Genomic DNA, 19,740 nt, shown 5'->3' on the forward strand with positions numbered 1-19,740 from the left:
GGAACACCACAACGTTCACACTCGTACTGTACAGACCGCCCCAGGGGACCTCGCTTAATGCGGTACTTCGCCATAAACAGCCTCTGAAAGAGAAGATAATCACGCGGCTCCGGCGTACAGAGCGTTCTCGAGCTCCAGGAGCGCCTTCAGATACCCCTGCTTGCCGCCAAACCTCCGGACGATCTCGATAGGCGTACCGAAGCTCCGAAGCGGCTCAACCTTGAGCACATCCAGATCTTCGAGGCTTTGTATACCTCCGTCCGAATACTTCTGGAGCAGGGCCTCCAACACCGCGCGGGCCTCGTCACCGTACTTAGTGAAGTAGTCACGTTTGCGGACTTTGTCGGCCCTCTCTCGCCTCGTCAAAGGCGGCTGGTCGTAGGCTACCTTGCAGATGAGATCGAAGGCGTCGAGGTCGGCGCCAACCTCATCGGCTAGCGCCTCAAACAGCACGCCCTGTTCTTCGAGCTCATCGATGATGGCTTGCTTTCGCTCAGCGGATGTCCAGGTCTGGATGAACGCTTCAAGCGATGCGTACTGGCTGCTGACCCTTGTTCGTGTGTAGTCCTTGAGAGACTCGGTGATCAGCTTACCCGTAGTCGGATCGAAGTACTGCACACGTTCGGCTGCTACCGAGACTTGGACATCTCCTACGTAGAACTTTCTTGGCTTTGGCGCTGTTGTGTCGATATCGATTCCGCCGACGGGTGGTGGGTCGTAAATGACCCTAGCGTCCTGATCTTCGTCCGCATCGAGCTCACCGAGACCACCCAGGTCGTCCGGCTCGCTTTGGTTGATATCATCTGGCGGGACTGGCGTGTCATCGAGCTTTGGCTCGTAGATGCAAATCGGCGGGCCGTCGAAGTCGGGGTCGGCGAACAGCTCGGTCGCCTTCTTAAAGTCCATGATTGTGAAGAAGTACTTGCCGTAGTCTTCCTTGATGCGAGTGCCCCTCCCGATAATCTGCTTGAACTCGGTCATCGACTGAATGCGGCGGTCCAGCACAACGAGCTTGCATGTTTGGGCGTCGACGCCTGTAGTCAGCAGCTTGGACGTGGTCACGATGACGGGGTAGCGACTCTCTGGATCAATAAAGTTATCAAGCTCAGCCTTGCCTTCCGGGTTATCGCCTGTAATCCGCATGACATACTTGCGGTTCTCGGCCACCAGGTCCGCGTTCTCATTTACGATCGCCTGACGCATGCGTTCGGCATGGTCGATGTCCTCGCAGAACACGATCGTCTTGTCATACCGATCGGTGCCCTTGAGGAATTCAGTGACCTTCTTGGCCACGCCGATAGTCCGCTGATCGAGCACCAGCGACCGGTCGAAGTCCTTCTGGTTGTAGATACGGTCCTCGACGACAATGCCGTAGCGATCCTTCTTGCCTTCCTCCGGACGCCAGCCGGTAAGGTCTTTGTCGAAGTCAATCCGTACGACACGGTAGGGCGCGAGGAAACCATCCTGAATACCCTGCTTGAGCGAGTAGGTGTAGACGGGGTCGCCGAAGTAGTTGATGTTGGAAACGTAAGTGGTCTCTTTTGGCGTTGCCGTTAGGCCGATCTGGGAGGCCGAGCTAAAGTACTCGAGAATCTCGCGCCACTGGGAATCCTCCGCCGCGCTCCCCCGGTGACACTCGTCGATGACGATGAGGTCGAAGAAATCCGGCGAGAACTTCTTGAATGTCTTCTTGTCCTCTTCAGTCCCGGTAATTGCCTGGTAGAGGGCGAGGAAGATCTCAAACGACTTGTCGGCGACGCGTTTCTCGATCTTGGTCATCGCCGCGCCGAACGGCTTGAAGTCATTGACCTTAGTCTGGTCGACCAGAATGTTCCGATCTGCCAGGAACAGAATCCGTTTCTTCAAACCCGCCTTCCAAAGCCGCCAGATAATCTGGAAGGCCGTGTAGGTCTTACCAGTACCGGTGGCCATAACCAGAAGAGCGCGGTCGTCGCCCTTGGCCACTGCTTCGACCGTGCGGTTAATGGCGTTGGCTTGGTAGTAGCGAGGGGACTTGCCGCTGCCGTCAGAGTAGAACTCCTGGGTTACCGCTCGCTCGGCGGTCTCGGTGAGCTGCTTCCATTCGCAGTAGCGCCGCCAGAGCTCGTCGGGCGACGGAAATCGACCAAGGGGTATCTCGCTCTCGGTGGCGTCACCGCTGCGTGTCTTGTCGTGAAAGAGAAACGCATCCCCATTGCTGCTGAATGCGAACGGCAATGCGAGTGCGTCGCTATCATCTGCGTAGGCTAGCGCCTGCTGCATCCCTGCGCCGACGGCGTGGTTGTTGTCCTTCGCCTCAATCACCGCGATCGGCAGGTTCGGTCGGTAGTAGAGCACGTAATCGGCACGCTTTGCCTTACCCCGCCTAACTACCCGGCCTTTGACTAAGATCTGGCCGGCCGTGAACGAGACCTCCTCGCGGACCTGGGTGGCCAACTCCCAACCAGCCCTCTGAAGCGCCGGCGTGATGAACTGAGTGCAGATATCGCGTTCCGACAACGACCTTTTGTCGATTGGCATCGTTGGCGGACACGGTCAGTAAAGGAGGTGCAATCAGTCAATTTACGGCTTACAGTATGTAGAGCTCGGAGCCAATAATCAAGCAAATCAACGCCAACCGATTGCCATGGGGAGGTGGCCTCCCTTCGTCAGGCTGGCAAGAGCAAGCGCGGTCGCAAATCCAGTGCGTCCTGGGTCAACCGCGAGCTTCTATGACCTCTTCCCCAACCTTGCCTCTGATGAAGACTCCGACAGAACGCGATCCCAGAACTCTCTAAGAATCACCTCGCCTCGAACTGAGCATGCACCACAGCTGACACCACCAAAGAGCGGCGATGGAAGTACGGTACAAGAAGACGCTTCTGCCAATTGCAAAGTCAGAAGAGGAGTACGAGGTTCACTGCGCCGCAGTGGAGTGGAGTCTCGCCGACCCTATCGTAATAAGTAGCGTGGACGATGTGCAGTCTCGCGCGCAGTGGAGCGACGACTTCCAACCGTTTCGCCATCAGGTGCAGAACCTGATCACTTTCTGCCGGTGCCTGCCAGTGACCCTCGTCGCCGATGATGTCGGTCTCGGAAAGACAATCACTGCCGCGATCATTATCGCGGAACTGATGAAGCGGCGTCGAGTCTCAAGGACCTTGATACTCTGCCCGAACATCCTCACAGACCAGTGGCGCGAAGAGCTGGCGGCAAAGGTTGGCGTGGAAGGGACGGTCGCCAAGGGCGATGAACTTGACAGAGAGTTTCGGGGCAGTTCTCCAGTCGTCATCACGACCTACCAATCTGCCCGCAGTCGGTTAAAACGGCTTCCACCGGACGCCTTCGACTTCTTGATCCTCGACGAAGCCCACACGATCAGGAACCTCTATGGCGTTCCAAAACCACCGATCATCGCTTCAGAAGTTCGTCGCGTATTAGCCGCGAGATTGTTTACATTTTCGCTAATGCTAACTGCCACCCCGATCCACAACCGGATCTGGGATCTGTACTCGCTCGTTGACTGCCTTACCGTCGCGAAAGGATCCCCCAACCCACTTGGCACGCCCGATGAATTTCAGGCAAAGTACATCGCAGACAACCCAGTTGCTCGGCGACTTCGCCCAGAAGCTGAAACGGAATTCCGCGAGCACCTACGAAAGTATCTTGCGCGCACTCGACGTGCAGATGCCAACCTCGCCTTCCCAACGCGGCACGTAGAGATGTTCCGCGTGCAGGCGACTTCTCTGGAAGTCCAGTTACTGAGGATTCTAGCTGAGAACATCCGGATGCTCGGAGGATTCCAGCAATCGTCACTCGCGGTCGCCCTCATGAGTAGCCCGCAGGCTTTCGAAGCTCAACTTAAGAACATGGCGAAACTCACCCCGGTTGCAGCAAAGATGCTCGCGGAGGTGAAGGCCGTCGTGGGCAGCCATACGACCACCTACAGCAAGCAAGCCGGACTCTTGCAGATCGTTGAGCAACTTCGCTCACAGCGTCCCGAAGATTGGCGCCTTCTAGTGTTCACAAGTCGAAGGGAAACGCAGGGGGCGATCGGAAGGCTACTCAGCGCCATAGGGGTGGCTTACGGGTTTATCGCCGGGAGTCAGCCAGCCCAAAACGCTCAGAACATTGCGGCGTTCTCCTCTACCCTACCTTCGATAAATGTCCTGGTGTCCACAGACGCAGGGGGACAAGGCGTCAACCTTCAGGCGTGCAATGTCTTGGTCAACTACGACCTGCCGTGGAATCCCATGGTCGTGGAGCAACGCATCGGACGCGTACAGCGACTCGCCTCCCCACACAAGCATGTAACGGTCTTCAATCTCTGCATTGCGAATAGCCCGGAAGAACATATTGTCGGACGACTAATTGAGAAGCTGCAAACCATCTTCGCAACAGTCGGCGACATCGACTCTATTCTTCAATCTGCCTTCCAGGACGATGCACATAGATCTTTCAGCGAACAACTCCTTGATTTGGTAATCAAATCGCTCGAAGGCCAAGACACCGAGCTTGCAGCCCGCCTCGCAGAAGATAGCATCGAGAAGGCGAAAGACCTGATGCTGGAGAATGAAAAGCAGATCGATGAGCATCTAGGGCGGCTCGATGAACTCCACACATCTGGGCCTTTCCCTCCTCAACTTCCCAAGCCAACCCCGCGACTAACAGCTTTCGAGTTCGTCCGTGCTGCGGTCGCAACTGAGGGTGGCGAGCTATGTGACATTGGCAACGGCCAGTGGATCGTCGAGAGGCCAGGTCAACCGAATGAACGGGCTATATTCGATGAGCGACACTGGAAGGAACTGGAACGCTCTGAGTTCATGGTCGCCCCCCCTCCGAAGCTCTATCGGAGCGGAAAGCCAGCGTTTGAGAACCTTGTATCGCATTGGTCCCAGAACGGCGCCGCGAAAATTCGGTACGAGCGAGATTCCTGGCCGAAGCTAGCGAGCAAGGTCGCTTCTTCGTGGTTGACGAGGTTTCCCACGCTAGACGCAGAGAGCGTTGACTTCCACTTGATTGGGATCGCCATAGAGGGTCACGCGATTGCTCGTGTCACCGCCTCTACTGGGGTGGATGGCTACGAAAAGCTTCTCGAAGTGCCAATTCCCTCCGTAGACGTGACCGCTCCTGACGCAAACCTGTCGGATATTGAAGAAGCCTCCGACCGAATCTCTCTGGACACCGTTCACATCGGCACAGAAGGACTTGTGGTTCATCAAGTTGAGCAAGACAGCGACATTAACGCGTTTTGCGATTTCTACGAACAACGACTTCGACAGGAAAGACAACGCGTTGGGGCAATAAGCGGTTCTTCAAAGCAGATCGAGATCGACCTGAAGCCCACCGTGGAGGCGTCAATTGTCGCCTTCGCAGGCGAAGCCATTCCAATTGGCAACGTGGTTCTGGATCTCGCGATCGATGGTCACTCTGGCTACAGCGCCGTCCTACGGGTGTGCCCGACGCTTGGGCAGGTGGTCTCCTCCCCCGCTCCAGCGAGATGCGAAGAGACCGGCGCCCTAGTACCTGAAGCATGCCTCTCGCTGTGCGAGGTCTCCCAGAAGCGAGTTCTACCACATCTGCTCATTAGATCCGACGCCTCCGGGCGACGAGGCCTGAAATCGCTCGCGGCCATTTGCGAAGAGTCAGGCACAACGGTGTTCCGCGAAGAACTCGGCCAATGTGCCCTGTCTGGCAAACAGGTCGCCAAGCATCTGCTTGCTGCGTCAGAGGTGACTGGAAAGTTGGCAATCGCTTCCAAGCTTCTAAGGTGCGAAATCACAGGGACCCTTGCACTTCCTGATGAACTGATTGCGAGCGAGATCTCGGGGAGATCATACCGCTCCGACCAGCAGGTCAGCTCATCGATTTCTGGTGTGACGGGGCACCTAACGGAGTTTGCGAAGTGCGAAGAGACCGGCCAGCTTCTCTTGACCGAAGAGACATTGCTTAGCGACTTCAGTGCTAAGCGGGTGCGCCGCGATCTTCTTGTGGCATCCGGAAGGCCACCTCACCGCAAGGGACTTCAGGCAGAGTTGACGACCTGTTCAGTAACGGGAAGAAAACTCCTACTGGACGAGGTTGCTTGTTCGGTAGTTTCGGGCAGAGTTGTAGATCGCAGCCTACTGGTACAGAGCGACAAGAGCGATGGAATGGCGTTGGAAGAGGAGATGGTTTATTGCGAGGTTTCAGGCCACCGTCTACTCCCATCAGAAACCCAGTTGTCGTCGGTCTCCGGGAAGCGAGCCTGGGGGCCCCTGCTCTTCAAATCGGACTTGTCGAATGCCTTGTGCCTCGAGGATGAATCTTGCCTATGTGCCATCACCGAAACACGTGTGCTCCATACCGAACTCGCTCTAAGCGAGGTTTCGGGGCTCAAGTTCCGGAAGGACCAGGCGTCCTCGTGTAGCGTTACTGGCAAGGTTGCTCATATCTCAGAATTGGAGCGCTGCTCGCAGTCCGGCCAGCTTGCGCTACGCGACGAGATGGGGCAATCTGCTATAAGTGGATCGCTATCGATTCGCTCCCTTCTTACCGCATCTGACCTTAGTGGACGGCTCGGATGTGCGGCGAAGGATGAGGTCGTGAGGTGTGCAGTGACAGGAAAGACTTTGCTCTTGGATGAGGTGTCTCAGTCTGCCGTCAGTGATCGATATGTCGACCGTCGAATGTTGATTCCATCTGAAGTATCGGGAAAGCTCGCCTTACCTGAGGAGCTCGTCAAGTGCGAGATGAGTGGGAAGAGTATTCTGCCAATCGAAAGGGAGCAGTGTGAGGTCACGGGTAAACTCGTCGATGCAAGGCTTCTCGCCAAAAGCGAAGTTTCCGGGCGTTCTGCGTTGGCGTCGCGTCTTTCCCGATGCGACTTGACCGGTCGGATAGCACTACCGAGTGAGCTTGCACGATGCGAAGTAAGCAGTCATCGGGTGGTCGCCGAACTGCTGGAGGAATGCAGTTTCTCTGCAAAGTCAGCAATCCGCAGCGACATGGTGACTAGTGCCGTTTCGGGACGGTGGCTGATAAAGAGACACGCCATCACAACTTACCCGAATGGAGTCATATGCCATCCGGACGAGTCCACCCGCTGCTCATGGATCGGCGAACCGGTGCTGGCAACAGAAGCCTTTGAATGTCAATGGACTGGCCTGACCTTCTACAATGCCTATCGTGGGCAATACAGCAGGCTGTCTGCAATTGAAAGCCTGCTGGCGAACCCCGACTACGGGGAGGGGGGTGCTCACTTGGCCCCCTGGCTGGAACAACAGGTAGGAGGGGCACTCAGGGGATTAACGTCCGTCAGGTTTGTGAGCTCCCCTAATGGTGCCCTAGCCGCATTCTGCTGCGACATTCAGAAACTATTCAAACTCTCGCCAAGAATCGCAGTGTTCATGGTGAAGACAAGGGAAGGTCGACAAGTCGTAGGAAATGTAGCGATTCTTAGAGTCCAGAAGCATGAAGCGTTCGTCGAGAAGTCCATAGCGGCTAGCCCTATGCCATCGCCACGAGACCAAGCTGCCCACCGACGATAGGAGTTTCAAAGTCCGGAGCTTTCGCCGCGAACGCATCTAATACCAGGCCTTACGGCGGCGGCGCTTACTTACTCCAACCCCGGCCCTATTCGCGAAGAAATCCGCGTCGGTCGCGGGCGGAGCCGCTCGCCCCGGGGTCCCCAGCAAAGGACCCCAAGGCCCCTGGGGGGCCTCGCGCACTGGTAACGTAGCGCCAAACGGGCCTACGCCCGCTGAAAACGTAGGTGTTTCGCCCTTGGCTCCTGCATTCGGCTCTCGATTGCTCAGCCGTTGCCTAACGCGTCGAGCATCGCTCGCGCCTTCTCGAGCACACTTGCTGCGAGCTCGCGGGAGGGGGGCGACAGGCGATCGCAGACGCGATGCAGCGCCTCGAGCGCCGCGGCGAGTTCGTCACCGGGCTGCTGCGCTGGTGGCCGATTCCTGCCAATGGCAGACACGGCTAGCGCAGCCTGAGCGCAGCTCGACTCAGCAAGCATGACGGATTTTGCCCCGGAAGTTGAATCGCCACTTGAGGTTGCGGCGTCGTCACTCCGCTCCCGCGAAACAGATTCGAAATCAGGCGCCCCGCAAGGGGTTGTGGGTTCGAGTCCCATGCCCTCCGCTCTCTTAAGCTCTTTGTCGACACAGGCTACGCAATCTACAGGATTGCTGCTCGTGGGCCTCGTGACGCGCTGCTCCCCACGTGGAACGGTCTAGCGCCGTACTCGGACAACGCAATGCTTCCGCCGGGTTAAGAAGGCTGCGGCCTTGTTCATTCACCGCGGCGAACAGAAGTGATCGACGCCTGAACATCGCTCGACAGCGACTCCGCAACCGTGCGGTGCATCATGGCGGTGTATTGCACTGACCTTTGGCCGGCCGACAGCGGCCCGACATCCACGATAGTGTCGTTCCAAGTGCGGTCTAGGCTTGCTCTCGCTCGATCGGGCGCTCCCTCCTCATGAGCGGCCCTCGAGCGATTCCATTGGGTCGACTCCGGCGCCACGACAACTTCTACGGGTTCCTGGCGGGCGGCCATGAATGAACTGCCTGAGAGGCTCGCCGCAAGAGCCCACCTAGGGCGGTGGCTTCGGCTCTCGGGCTGCTGAACCGCCATGCCGGGCCGAGGTTCGGAAGACTCGACCTCCGTGAAGGATGAAGAGATCTGCTCCGAGGTGAGCGTCGCCCCCAGGTTGTCCCGCCAAACACTGTAATCGGCGGCGTCGACGCGCCCGTCGCCGTTGCCGTCGGCGCGGAGGGCGGTCTGGCTGCCCGCCGCCCGGCCGTATTCCTCTCTCCACACGCTGTAGTCGTCCTGGTCGACGACCTGGTCGAGGTTGTAGTCGCCCTGCAGCGGACTCATCGCTTCCCCGCCTAGACCGCCGCTGCCGGCGGCTTCGAAGAGCGCCCTCCGTAGCCGGAAGGCGTCGGACGAGTCGACGATCCCGTCGAGGTTGTTGTCGCCGGCCTCCAACGCCTGTTGCGTGGTCAGGCCGGTCGTGGTGGTCAGCCATCCAGACACAAAGTTGGCGACGTCCGTCGTGTGGTCCACCACGCCATCCTGGTTGGTGTCCGCGAGCGCGTAGCCTGCGACGATGTAGTCCGTCTGTGTCTTCGAGCGTTCTCCTTGCTCGCTGGTCACGGTCAGTCGGACATCGAACACGCCCTGAGTCGCGTAGGTATGGGCAGGGTTCTGGTCGCTGCTGGTCGAACCATCGCCGAAGTCCCACTCCCATTGCGTGGCCCCGACCACCGTCGAGGTGTCGGTGAACTGCACCGTGAGGTCGCCATCCCCCGCCCGGACATCAGAAATGAAATCGGCGGACCCGGTCGCCAATCCGACGTACCGGACCCGCAGGATGCGGGCGCCGACAGCCGTCGGGTTCTGCATGTCCAGGTCGGCGTACAGGTCAGAGAAGTACAGACCATCCGGCCCCGCGGCGATGCCGGCCACGCTCGCCCTGCCCTGCCCCTGATACTCCACAAAGGGGATTGGCCCGTCTGCTAGATCGCCGTTGGCGTCGATCTCGAACCTAACGATCCGCTTGCCGTTCTCCTGAGGCCCGGCCGCCCAGGTGGGGCCCGACTCGGTGACGAAGGCCGTGTCCTGCACAACGGCGGGGAACGCGCTGCCGTTGAAGGTCTCCGGCTGGACGAACGCGATATCGACCGGCGCGTGGGGGCGCGTCCAGTTGTAGATGGCGTTCTGTGTCATCGAGGCGCCGGAACCGTTCCAGCCGTAGCCTTCGCCGCTCTCGACGCGGGCGAGCCGGTCGTTGTTGCCGGGGCCGTTCTCCACCTCGTAGAGCATGCCGTCCTCGGCGCGCCAGGCGCCGCCGAACGGGTTGCGGAAGCCATACGCGAATACGAAGTCGCGGGCGGTCAGCCCATCCGCTGGGTCGTAGAAGGGGTTTGTGGCGGCCGGCGCCCCGTCAAGGTCCAGGCTGAGGATCTTGCCGCGGAACGAGTCGAGGTCTAGCGCGGTGGTCGCGTCGAACCCGTCGCCGTTGTGGACGTAGAGGTTTCCGTCGGGGCCGATCGAGATGTCGGAGATCTGGTGGGACTGGCCCTGCGTCTCGCCGACCATGTCGAGGATGACGGTCTCGCCCGAGGAAGACCGGCCCTCGTCCGTGCTGTGCAGGCGGACCACCTGTCCGTGGTGCGGGCCTCCTTCGATTCCGTCCGCGTCGGTAGCGCGCGTTATGAAGACATCGCCCGATGCGGGGTCGACGACAATGCCGGCGACGCCCTGCTCGCCCGACCCGGGGAAGTTGCCGGTCGGGTTGTAGTTGAGGAGGTCGCTGGCGTACTCACGGACCTCGCCGTTGTTCAGCACCACTTTGACGCTGCCGTAGAGTTCGGTGACGTAGAACTGCGGGTCGTCTGGGTCGGGACCGGGGTTTGGAACAAACGCGATGTTCACCGGCAACCGCAGGCCTTCGGCCGCCACCTCCACCCGGTACCCCGGCTCCAAGGCGACAAAACCGAGGATCGATGCACGCGCCAGGCTAGAGAAGTCGGGATTCTGCTGACCTTGGGACCCGAAGAACGTGGAGCCGTTCGACGCCACCCACAGGTAGAGCGTCTCACCCGCCGGCAAGTCGACCGCCGGGAGGTAGACCTCGTGCTCGACGCCATCGGCGCCGACAAAGTGGAGGTCTGTCTCCCCCAGCGTGAGACCGCCGGAGCCACCAAAGAGCGTCAGTCTGACATCGACGTGACCATCGAGCATCGGCTGCGTTGTCACCGAGTTGCCGGGCGCTCCCGAGGCGTTGATCGCGATCAGTGTCTCGCCGCCGGCCGACTCAAGCAGCAGGTACGGCGACTGCAGCGCTGGCGACAAGTCGACCTCGCGACCCAGCCCGTCGAGCCAGTGGGGCGGCGGGTCGGCGGCGACCCCCTCTAGCTCCAACGGGAACGCCTCGGTGGCGGAGCCTGTCAGGAACACCCGCTCGCCCCACGGGCTGACGGCGCCGCCGTCGTCGCGGAAGCGGACCCTCATCAGGTAGCCGGCGCCGAACATGAGATCACCGCGGCCACTGTGGGAGTTGACGAATACGCCATCTCCAAGGTGGGTGTGCAGCCGCTCGACGCCGCCGATCCCGATGGTGGTCCAAGCCAGCTCCAGCGGCGCTCCGGCGCTGTCGGTCGTCCAGATCTCCCAATCTGAATTGGCGTGCAGATTGCCGTCGGGGTCGGCGTAGCCCACCGCTTCCATGTGCACGTCGCTAGGATTAACAACCTGCCCCGGAAACGACGGCTCCTGGATGACGGGAGCGGATGGCGCCTGGTTCGAGGCATCGGCCGCGCCCACCACATACACGTAGTTGACGCACGTGCTGTTGTCTGCGGCTGATGGCGATTGCAGCGTTAGCCGCCCATCGGTGACCGAGATGGTTCCGCCCGCCTGAACGAACTGACCGGCGGCGGTAGCCTCCCCCGCCAAGAGGCTCTGCCCCTCGGCGAGGAGGTAGTGCACCGCGTCAGCGTTCGGATCGCCGACGCTTACGGTCACCTCGTACTCGCCGTTGGGGAGCTGCAGCTCCCACACGCCGCCCGGCCTGAACTCGATCAGCGTGTCCAGCCGCTGGTCTGGGCTGGCGTTGCGTTCGGCAGCGGCGTCCGTGTGGTCTAGGTTCCAGCCGTACCGCAGGTTCCCGTCTTGCGCGCTGAAGGTCTCGCCCGAATCTATCAGGTGACGGGTAGGAGCGAAGGAAGCCTCCGGCTGGAAGTTGACCAGGAAGACGTCCGCCGTGAGCAGTTGCCTAACCTCTAGTTGCTCGTACGTAAGCCGGCGGGGTTGCCGGGCTCGCAGACTGCCGGCGCGCTGAGGACGATTCATTGGTGCAATTATCGCTGCGTAGGCGTGGAGAGACCGCTCCCGTGATCGCGCAGCGGCCAGCCGGCCGCCGGCCCACTAGGAGCCTGTTGTGATGCGGTCGCGCGGTGGGCTGATCAGACGCCGTCGCCGGGGACAACTTCCTCGCCGGCGATCGTGCCCAACGCCTGGAAGGCGGCCGGATCGACATCGTAGTGGACGGTGTGGACCGAACCGTCGCAGTAGACCATCTGGCACCCGGCTGGGTGCGCGCTGCCAAACACCGACCAGACGTCATCGCCACGGATCGCGGGCGGGAAATTCTGCGAGTCCGGCATCGGAGGGTGTTTGGTCCAACGGTTGACGTCGACGTCAAAACCAAGGTCCCACCCCTGGTCGTTGCCCGGGGCGTCGGCCGTGTCGTACTCGCCTACTGGGATGTGCTTCTCGCCAAACAAGATCGTCTGCGAAGTCCCGTCGGTAATCGACGCCATGCGCCGCTCGCTGAGGGCCAGCACGACACCGTTTCCGGCCCTCGCCTGCCCCCCTTTGGTGGTGGAGTAGAGGGTGTAGTTGTCGTAGTCCCAGGGATCGGGCATGACCGGGTTGCGGGTCGACACGCCCGGCGGCCCCTCCCAAATCCCGCCCGGGAACAGGCTCCCCGAGTTGGCCGCGTAGTCGTTGCGTCCGAGGATCTCGGGACGGTCGGCGTTGAAGTAGACCTCGGTGTGCGTGTAGGGGTAGTAGCCGCCGCCGACCCTCGATGGGCAGATAAACAGGTTTACTGAGGTTTCGATGCGCAGCTTGCTCTGCTGCTTCTGCTCCGGCGTTACCCGGGCGGGGTCGCCATCCTGACCGAGGTCCCGGACGGCGGCGTTCTCTGTGTAGCCAAGTACATTAAAGTACCAGCCACCGCACTGGTCGCTGCCGTAGCCCCGATCGGGGTCGCCAGACCAGCGCCATCCCCAACCGCCGGTTGGGAAGTGGCGGTGGACATCGTGGTGGTTGATGGCAGCCAAGCCCAACTGTTTCAGTTTGTTCTTGCACTCGACTCGCCTTGCGGCCTCGCGAGCGGACTGGACCGCCGGCAGCAGGAGCGCAACCAGGATCCCGATGATCGCGATGACCACGAGCAACTCGACCAGGGTGAAGCCGATTCGGTTGCCGGCCCGCCGAGTCCTAAGGGGCTGCATAACCACTCCAACCTCAATCCGTCTGTTGAGCATTCGACAACCTGTTCCGAGCTGAGGGCCGAAGCCCCAAGTGGCTACGCATCTGCCCCGTGCGTAGCCACAGGGGCTGGGCCGTGGGTATCAACGCCGCTTGGCCAACACGCCCGAAGCGCCAAGAACTAGTAGCAGGAGGGCCGCTGGTTCCGGCGCCGACGCGGCCGCCGAGGGCGCCCCCGAGACATAGGTGACCTTGCCGAGCACGACCTCTTCGCCAGACCGGTACTCGAAGGCGAGATCCTGGGGGCCGTCGGCGCCTCCGCCGTAGATGTTGCCTAACGCGATCGACGAGTCGGTGACCGCCGACTCGCCCAGCAGGTAGTACTCCTCGATCTGGAACGAGTTGGGGTTGCCACCCTCCTCCCATCCCAGGCCATCGCCGCTCCCCTGAGGAAAGCCGGCCACAGGCGTGTCGCGTCCTGCAATGCTGTTCCACTCACCCGAGCCACCGGACTCTCCGCCGTAGTTGGCCCTCCAAAGGTCGTAGTCGGCCTGCGTAACTGTTGCGGCGCCGGAGCCGTTCCCGTTCAGCACGCCGGCGTCTTCGCCCAGGTTGTCACGCCAGACGGTGTAGTCCGCCGCGTCCACGCTGCCATCCGCATTGAAGTCTCCCCCTGATCCGCCGACGCCCAGCGCGCCGCTGGCGCTCGAGATCGAGTAGGCGTTGATGTTGATGTTGGCGCCCGTTCCGTTGGTGATGCTCACCGCGCCGGTCGACTTGTTGACCTGCAGCCCCAGGGTCTCTGGGGTCGGCGCGGTGAAGACGAGAGCCTCTTCGGCCCCGTCGGTGATTAGCAGGTTGTCGCCGAACTCGTGGTTGCCGCCGGACTGGAAGCGGAGCGACTGCCAAGGGGCGTCGATTGGCCCCTGGCCGGTGATTGTCGTAGTAGCGGTGGGGGCGCCGACGTCGAAACTATCGACCCAGATGCTGTAGATGGTGTCGTCGCCCGTGGTGTCGATCGCGCCGATAATGGTGTGGAACTGGGCGTCGAACGCGACCCCCGAGTCCAGGTCCATGCCGTTCTTGAGATCGAAGCTGTACGAGTTGACGTCGTCCGCCCCCGAGTTGGCGCCGCCGAAGAACGACTCGTCCCCATTGATATCGGGTCCCTCGAAGAACGCGAACCCGCCCCACGCGGCGCCCGTGCCCTCTTGCTGACGGTAGTCAAACCGGATGTAGGTAAGCTGGTTGGTGGCGTCGATCGGCGAGGCAAACTGCCGCCCGCTCGCCACGGCGGCGCCGCCCTCTGGGTGCGTGGCCACGACGCCGCTGCTGTCCCAGCCCTCCCACACGTCGCCCGCGGCCCACCCGGTCCCAGAGTCTGCGGCGCTGAAGTCGTCCTGGACGAAGATGGTGGCTTCGGCCCGTGGCGCGGCACCGAACAGGAACCCGGCCAGCATTAACACGGGGATCATAGCCACTGCCCTGCGGCCGCGCGCCACCACCACGGCGGCCCCGGCCAGCAACATCACGATCGAAGCCGGTTCGGGAACGCCGCTGATGGCGGCCTGGAACGCGCCGGCGCCGTTCGCCAGGTCGAAGGCCTCGGCGAACAGATCGTAGTCGGCCAGGTTGCGTTGGAAGTTCCCGTCGAGGTCCCCGAGCTGGTAGGCCTGAACGGCGGTCAGTGTATTGTTGACGGCGCCCTGCCCCGCCTTGAAGAGCGACCAGTCGTCGAGGTCGATGTCGTTGTCGCCATCCAGGTCGCCACTCACAGCGGCGGCGCCGGTGTAGACGACCTCAACCGCCAGCGGGACCTCTTGGCCGTTATCATCCACGGTGATCGTCGCGAAGACGTCCTCAAGCGGAGTCGACGTCCAGGCCGTCCCAAGCGAGATTGGGGTCGCCCCCAGCGCGAGGCCGTCGCCGGTCACGTCGAAGGTGAACTCGCTCAAGTCCTGCGTGCTGCCGGGATCGGTGAGAACCGTCCAGTCGTCATTGGCGTCGACCGACGCGTCCCCATCGGCGTCTCGGCCGTCGATGGTCAGCCAACCAGACTGGCTAAAACTCCCGGCGTTCGACCGCAGACTGTATCCCACGACGCCCGACACTCCCCCGGCACTCGACAGCGTGACCTCCCCGGTCGATCGGTCGATGGTGACGGTGGCGTCGAACGAGGTCTGAAGCCCAACGTCCGCCGGTGAGTCGGCGATCACCAGGTTGTCGACCCGGATGATGTTGTCTGGGGCGCCGGAAGCCACACGGAGTGACTGCCACGGGTCATCAACGATGAAGCCCTCGAGCGTGACTTCTTCGTTCGGCACCGCCTGGTTGCGGTTGTCGACCCACATGCGGTAGATGTCGTTGGTCCCGAACTCGAGCTCGGCGATGATCCGGTGAACCTGGTCGTCTACCGGAACCCCCGAGTCGAGGACGCCCTGACCCTTGAGGTCGATCGAGTAGTTGGGGAAACCGTTCGCCTTGCCGATGAAAACGGTCTCGTCACCGCCGTCGACCCCCTCGAACAACGCCACCCCTCCCCAGGCCGCGGCGCTGCTGGTGTAGAAGTCGAACGCGAAGTAGACCGAACCGGACGCCAGACCCGGCGCGTTCAGCGGTGAGTTGAACGCCCGAAACGCCGGCGTCGCTACCGAGGTGTCGCTCATGCCGTTGGCGAGGTTGCCCCAGGTGTCTCCCGCGAGAAAACCTACGCCGCCTCCCTCCGCCTCAAAATCCTCCGAAGCCAGAACAACCGCGCTCGCCGCTCCGGGCAGCGCCGCCATCGTCGCAGCGACCGCCAGCACGGCGATCAGAAGGGAGAACCGAGGAACTGGGCAACCTTGACTAGGCATCGAGAATCTCCGTGATGCAACTCTTGTTCGATACAAAGACGGTGTATGGGGGCCGGCCGGACCTACAGAGCCCCGGTCCATGCCGCCATGCCACGAGCACACTGCGTGACGGTGACGCACCCCTGGCAGAGCCGAGTTACTCGTCAGACGACGCCACCGGGGCGACTGCTGCCGAAAAGGAACATTGCGACCGCAACAGACGGAAAAGCATGCGAAGCACACCAGCGCTCACCGCGACGGACGGGAGCTCTCCCGGCCCGACGAGACATCGCGCTGCGTGTCCACGGCTGTAGGTCCGCCACGAGGTATCCGCGATTCCCGACGCAACTGTGACAAGAAAAAAACAAAAGTTACTTGGAAAGTTCGACGCGTGCCTGAAACCCGGCTGCTACCGCCGCCCCAACCTGGTTGCACGCCCGTTGCTTGCTACCGGCGAACGCGGGAAAACGGCTGTAGACGCATGGCCGGCAGCCAGTAACATGAGTTAGATCCCTTGCCGCCGCGTAGCGTGCGGCTGCCTCTCCGGATATCGACCACGGCCGATGCAGGCCCGGTTCTCATCCCCCGCCGCAGGCGTGACGCGTGAGCGAACTAACTTCAAGCTGTGCCGACGACCTGAACGCGTCCAGAGCGTTGTTCGTACAACTGCTGTCGAAGCACCAGCGCAAGATCTACGCGTTCATACGTTCATTGACGCCAACCACTGGCGATGCCGACGACATCATGCAGGACACCAGCTTGGTGCTGTGGGAGAAGTGGGAGCAGTTCGATCAGAGCCGTGACTTCTTCAAATGGGCCTGTGGATTCGCCAATATCCAGGTGCTCCGCCACCGTCGAAAGTCGGCGACCGACCGGCTCTGGTTCGACGACGAGCTGCTTCAGCTACTCGCTTCGCAGATGCTCGACCGGGTCGATCTGTTCGATTTGCGACGCGAGGCGCTCGACAAGTGCATCCAGAAGCTCGCGGCCGACGAGCGGACCGTTGTGGAGCACTACTACAGAGAAGGCATGTCGATCTCCAACGTTGCGGAGAAGGCGGGAACCTCGATGCGCAGCATCCACCGCAAGCTTGCGCGGGCCCGGAGGGCGCTCCAACGCTGCATCTCCGCGGCGGTTCCTCAGTAGCTTCCACCCCAACCACTAGGCACAATCACGCACGGCCACATGCCCCCGGCAGACGACCCTAAATCGTTCGGCACGCTGCAACGCTTGATCCAGGCGTGGCTGGATGGCGACATCTCCGCAGACGAGATGTCCCGCCTGAGCGGCATGCTGCGCGAGAGCCGTTCGGCGCGCGACGTCTTCCTCAACGCCATGCAGATCGACGCGGAACTGTTCTGGCGGTACTCCGCGCAGCCGGAGGTGAACACGCTGCTTTCGATCGCCGATGACGGCGTCGCCCACCCCCTGGCGAGCCTCACCGAGGACCAGCTCGCGATCTGGGGCGACCCGGGCTTCCAAGCGGTGTTCGGCCAACTGCAAGGGCAAGAGCAATCGGTGCACGCCTGGATGCAGGTCTACCCACGCATCCGCGCGAGTGTCTTCCTTTGCATCGAGGACTACGACGCCGCTGAGGGTGTGGTCGGCGAGATCTGCAAGAGGGTCAACCAGGGCCGTCAGCGTCCTGAGACCGGGCTGGATGTCACCGCCGCCAAGGTCACCCGGCAGACGCTCGCACAACAGCTCCGAAGCAGGTCTGGGTCCGAAGCCCGGACTTGCTTGCAGCTTGTCGACGTGCTGATGCAGGCGGACGAGCCGTGCGACCCCGCCCCGGTCTACGAGTCGATCGAGTCGTTCGTGCCGCATCACGTCCCGGCTGATGTGCTCCAGATGCTCTCGCTCCGATACCTGCTCGAAGCGCCCTGCGAGAAGATCGCCGAGTCGCTTGGACTTGCACCGCAGGCGACCTACGACAGGCTCGCCCGCTCAAGGATGTTTGTCTGGAACCTGTGCGTCCAGCAGCTAGATCAAGCGATGCCCGACGACGCCGAAGCGTACCTCTCGTTGGCCAATGGTCTGTTCGACCGCCCGCAGACGTCGCACCCGCCCGCCCGACGCCTAGCTCGCTGGCTGCAGGCCGGCCCTCAGAATCGGCAGTGCTTCCGAACGTTCTGCATGCTCCACGAGTCGCTGTACCGGCAGCTCTCGCTTGGCGTGCTGTTTGATGAGCTTAGCGAACGCAAGGACGCCGCATTCCGAAGAGTCGTTGAAACGGCCGTCGATGAGTTCGAAGCCCGCTCCAGAGTCGCATCGCACGGACGGTCGCAGACACGCAAGGGAGTTCCATCGGTCGCCGCGATCGGCTGGGGCGCTGCCACGGCGGCCACCCTGCTCCTCGCGTTAACACTCTACTTCTGGAACGGCCGGGCCGAGGTTGCCCGTACCGAAACGCCGTCGCCGCCCCCAGTTCCAACCCACACGCCGTCCGCTACACCGGACGAACCCGTGCCCCCTCCCGCCCCTGAGGTGGCCCCGCCACCCGTGGTGGGGGTAGTATCGGTGGCGTTGGGGCTTTCGGCTGACGAGCGCGCTCCGCTCATCAAGGGTGAGCCTATCCGCAAGCACGATAGGATTACACTCGACCATGGGTTCGTACAGTTGGGCACAACCTCCGGCGGCGTGTGGGTCCTCGAGGCGCCGGTTGCGGCCGTGATCGAAGGCGAGAACCAGATCTATCTGGAGACCGGTCGGATTGTTGGCCGTAACGCAGGGCACGAAACGGCCCTCGTCGTGCGGACGCCAACGACGTCGGTCTACGACCTCGGCACGGAGTTCGGCGTTAGCGTCGACGCGGACGCATCGACCCTGGTCGCCGTTTACGAAGGCGCCGTCGAACTGAAAGCGGCGAAGGAAAGCGACGCCGGCCTGCGACCGCCGGCCGTAAGCGTGTCCGCCGGATTCCAGACGGCCGTTTCGACTGACGCCGTTGCAGGAGGAAAGGTAGTTCCCCTGCCGCACGACCGCGGCTTCGTGCGCCCGGATGAGTTGCAACTGCGGCAGCAAGCTGTCGACGGTTCCGATGATGCGGCAGAGATGGTGGCGTTCTACGAGCTACTCCGCATCGATGGCCTGCTCGCCTACCAGGGCTTCCACAACGCGACGAACGGAGAGTCCTACACGATCGGGTTGGCCCAACCAGGCATCCGACCCCAGGGCTCGTTCGCCTTCGGCCCGAAGCTGGCGAAGAACGGCGCCGCGTTCGGTCTCTTCGACTCGCTCTCCATCAGGGATCGCCGGGCGGTTTATCTTGACCTCGACGTGGCCGATGGTTCTCGGCTTGCCCAGGCGGGCCTGCTTGGTCCGGACGGGAAGGTCGGGCAGCGGAATGGAGAGGTCTGGATATCGTGGAGGTCAAGGTGCGACGTGCCTGCCGACGAGCAGCTCTTGTGGGCAGGCATGTCCTTGATGTTCGGCGACGAACGCAACAAACAGGAGCCGCTGTTCATGGGCGAACCGGCGAGCCTCACCTCGTTTGGAATCCACTCCAACATCCGCAAGAACTCGAGCGAGTCACGCATCGAGCTGGACATCGATCCCTCTACCCCCGGCGTCCAACCGCTGCCGAGGGATTCCCTGCCGCACACCCTGGTCGCCTGCGTTGAAATACGAGCGTCGGGGCAAGCCACCGCAAAGGCTTGGTGCGACGTCGAAGCAGCGCAACTGGCCTCAACGCCACCCCACGCCTCGTTTGACTTCGACACGTTCCAATTCGATCGACTGCGATTCGAGGTCGCCAGCGAAAACCGCTCGGCGGGCTGCTCCTTCGACGAGGTGATTGTTGCTGCGTCACTTCAGTCGCTGGAAGCCGCGGAGGAAGCTCTCGCCACTGCGGCGATCCCGACGACTGCCCATTAGGCACATCGCCTCTGACCCACGACGGCCTCTCGCCCTGAGTAGCCCAGCAACTGGAACT

The 19,740-nt window shown here is 61.8% G+C and carries 7 protein-coding genes; 3 read left to right on the plus strand and 4 right to left on the minus strand.

Going from position 1 to position 19,740, the window contains the following annotated elements:
• Positions 1–99: 99 nt before the first annotated feature.
• Positions 100–2,520 (minus strand): EcoAI/FtnUII family type I restriction enzme subunit R, encoded by a 2,421-nt coding sequence (hsdR, locus tag KOR34_RS18480; RefSeq protein ID WP_197531568.1) that lies wholly within the window; start codon positions 2,518–2,520, stop codon positions 100–102.
• A gap of 314 nt (positions 2,521–2,834) precedes the next feature.
• On the opposite strand from hsdR, the gene KOR34_RS18485 reads away from it, so the two are divergent.
• Positions 2,835–7,508, plus strand: a complete 4,674-nt coding sequence (locus KOR34_RS18485; protein WP_146566920.1) for a DEAD/DEAH box helicase — start codon at positions 2,835–2,837, stop codon at positions 7,506–7,508.
• Between the two features lie 751 nt (positions 7,509–8,259).
• Here KOR34_RS18485 and KOR34_RS18490 read toward each other — a convergent pair.
• The 3 genes from KOR34_RS18490 to KOR34_RS18500 form a co-directional block, all read right to left on the minus strand.
• Positions 8,260–11,829 carry a PQQ-dependent sugar dehydrogenase gene (locus tag KOR34_RS18490; protein WP_146566922.1) on the minus strand — a complete coding sequence of 1,190 codons (3,570 nt, stop codon included), beginning with the start codon at positions 11,827–11,829 and terminating at the stop codon, positions 8,260–8,262.
• 113 nt (positions 11,830–11,942) lie between these two features.
• Complete coding sequence (locus KOR34_RS18495) at positions 11,943–12,998, minus strand: DUF1559 domain-containing protein (RefSeq protein WP_197531595.1); 1,056 nt, start codon at positions 12,996–12,998, stop codon at positions 11,943–11,945.
• A 120-nt stretch (positions 12,999–13,118) separates the two neighbouring features.
• Positions 13,119–15,827, minus strand: a complete 2,709-nt coding sequence (locus KOR34_RS18500; protein WP_197531569.1) for a PEP-CTERM sorting domain-containing protein — start codon at positions 15,825–15,827, stop codon at positions 13,119–13,121.
• A gap of 582 nt (positions 15,828–16,409) precedes the next feature.
• Between KOR34_RS18500 and KOR34_RS18505 the strand changes: the two genes are divergently transcribed.
• Positions 16,410–16,952 (plus strand): sigma-70 family RNA polymerase sigma factor, encoded by a 543-nt coding sequence (locus tag KOR34_RS18505; RefSeq protein WP_146566926.1) that lies wholly within the window; start codon positions 16,410–16,412, stop codon positions 16,950–16,952.
• Between the two features lie 39 nt (positions 16,953–16,991).
• On the plus strand, positions 16,992–19,682 hold the full coding sequence (locus KOR34_RS18510; protein ID WP_146566928.1) for a FecR family protein: 2,691 nt from the start codon (positions 16,992–16,994) through the stop codon (positions 19,680–19,682).
• The last annotated feature ends 58 nt before the right edge of the window (positions 19,683–19,740 follow it).

The organism is Posidoniimonas corsicana, assembly GCF_007859765.1.
In the GTDB taxonomy this organism is placed as follows: Bacteria; Planctomycetota; Planctomycetia; order Pirellulales; family Lacipirellulaceae; genus Posidoniimonas; species Posidoniimonas corsicana.

Excerpts from the sequence above, each read along its gene's own strand:
- hsdR (WP_197531568.1), bottom strand. The coding sequence starts at position 2,520 with ATGCCAATCGACAAAAGGTCGTTGTCGGAACGCGATATCTGCACTCAG.
- KOR34_RS18485 (WP_146566920.1), top strand. The coding sequence starts at position 2,835 with ATGGAAGTACGGTACAAGAAGACGCTTCTGCCAATTGCAAAGTCAGAA.
- KOR34_RS18490 (WP_146566922.1), bottom strand. The coding sequence starts at position 11,829 with ATGAATCGTCCTCAGCGCGCCGGCAGTCTGCGAGCCCGGCAACCCCGC.
- KOR34_RS18495 (WP_197531595.1), bottom strand. The coding sequence starts at position 12,998 with ATGCAGCCCCTTAGGACTCGGCGGGCCGGCAACCGAATCGGCTTCACC.
- KOR34_RS18500 (WP_197531569.1), bottom strand. The coding sequence starts at position 15,827 with ATGCCTAGTCAAGGTTGCCCAGTTCCTCGGTTCTCCCTTCTGATCGCC.
- KOR34_RS18510 (WP_146566928.1), top strand. The coding sequence starts at position 16,992 with ATGCCCCCGGCAGACGACCCTAAATCGTTCGGCACGCTGCAACGCTTG.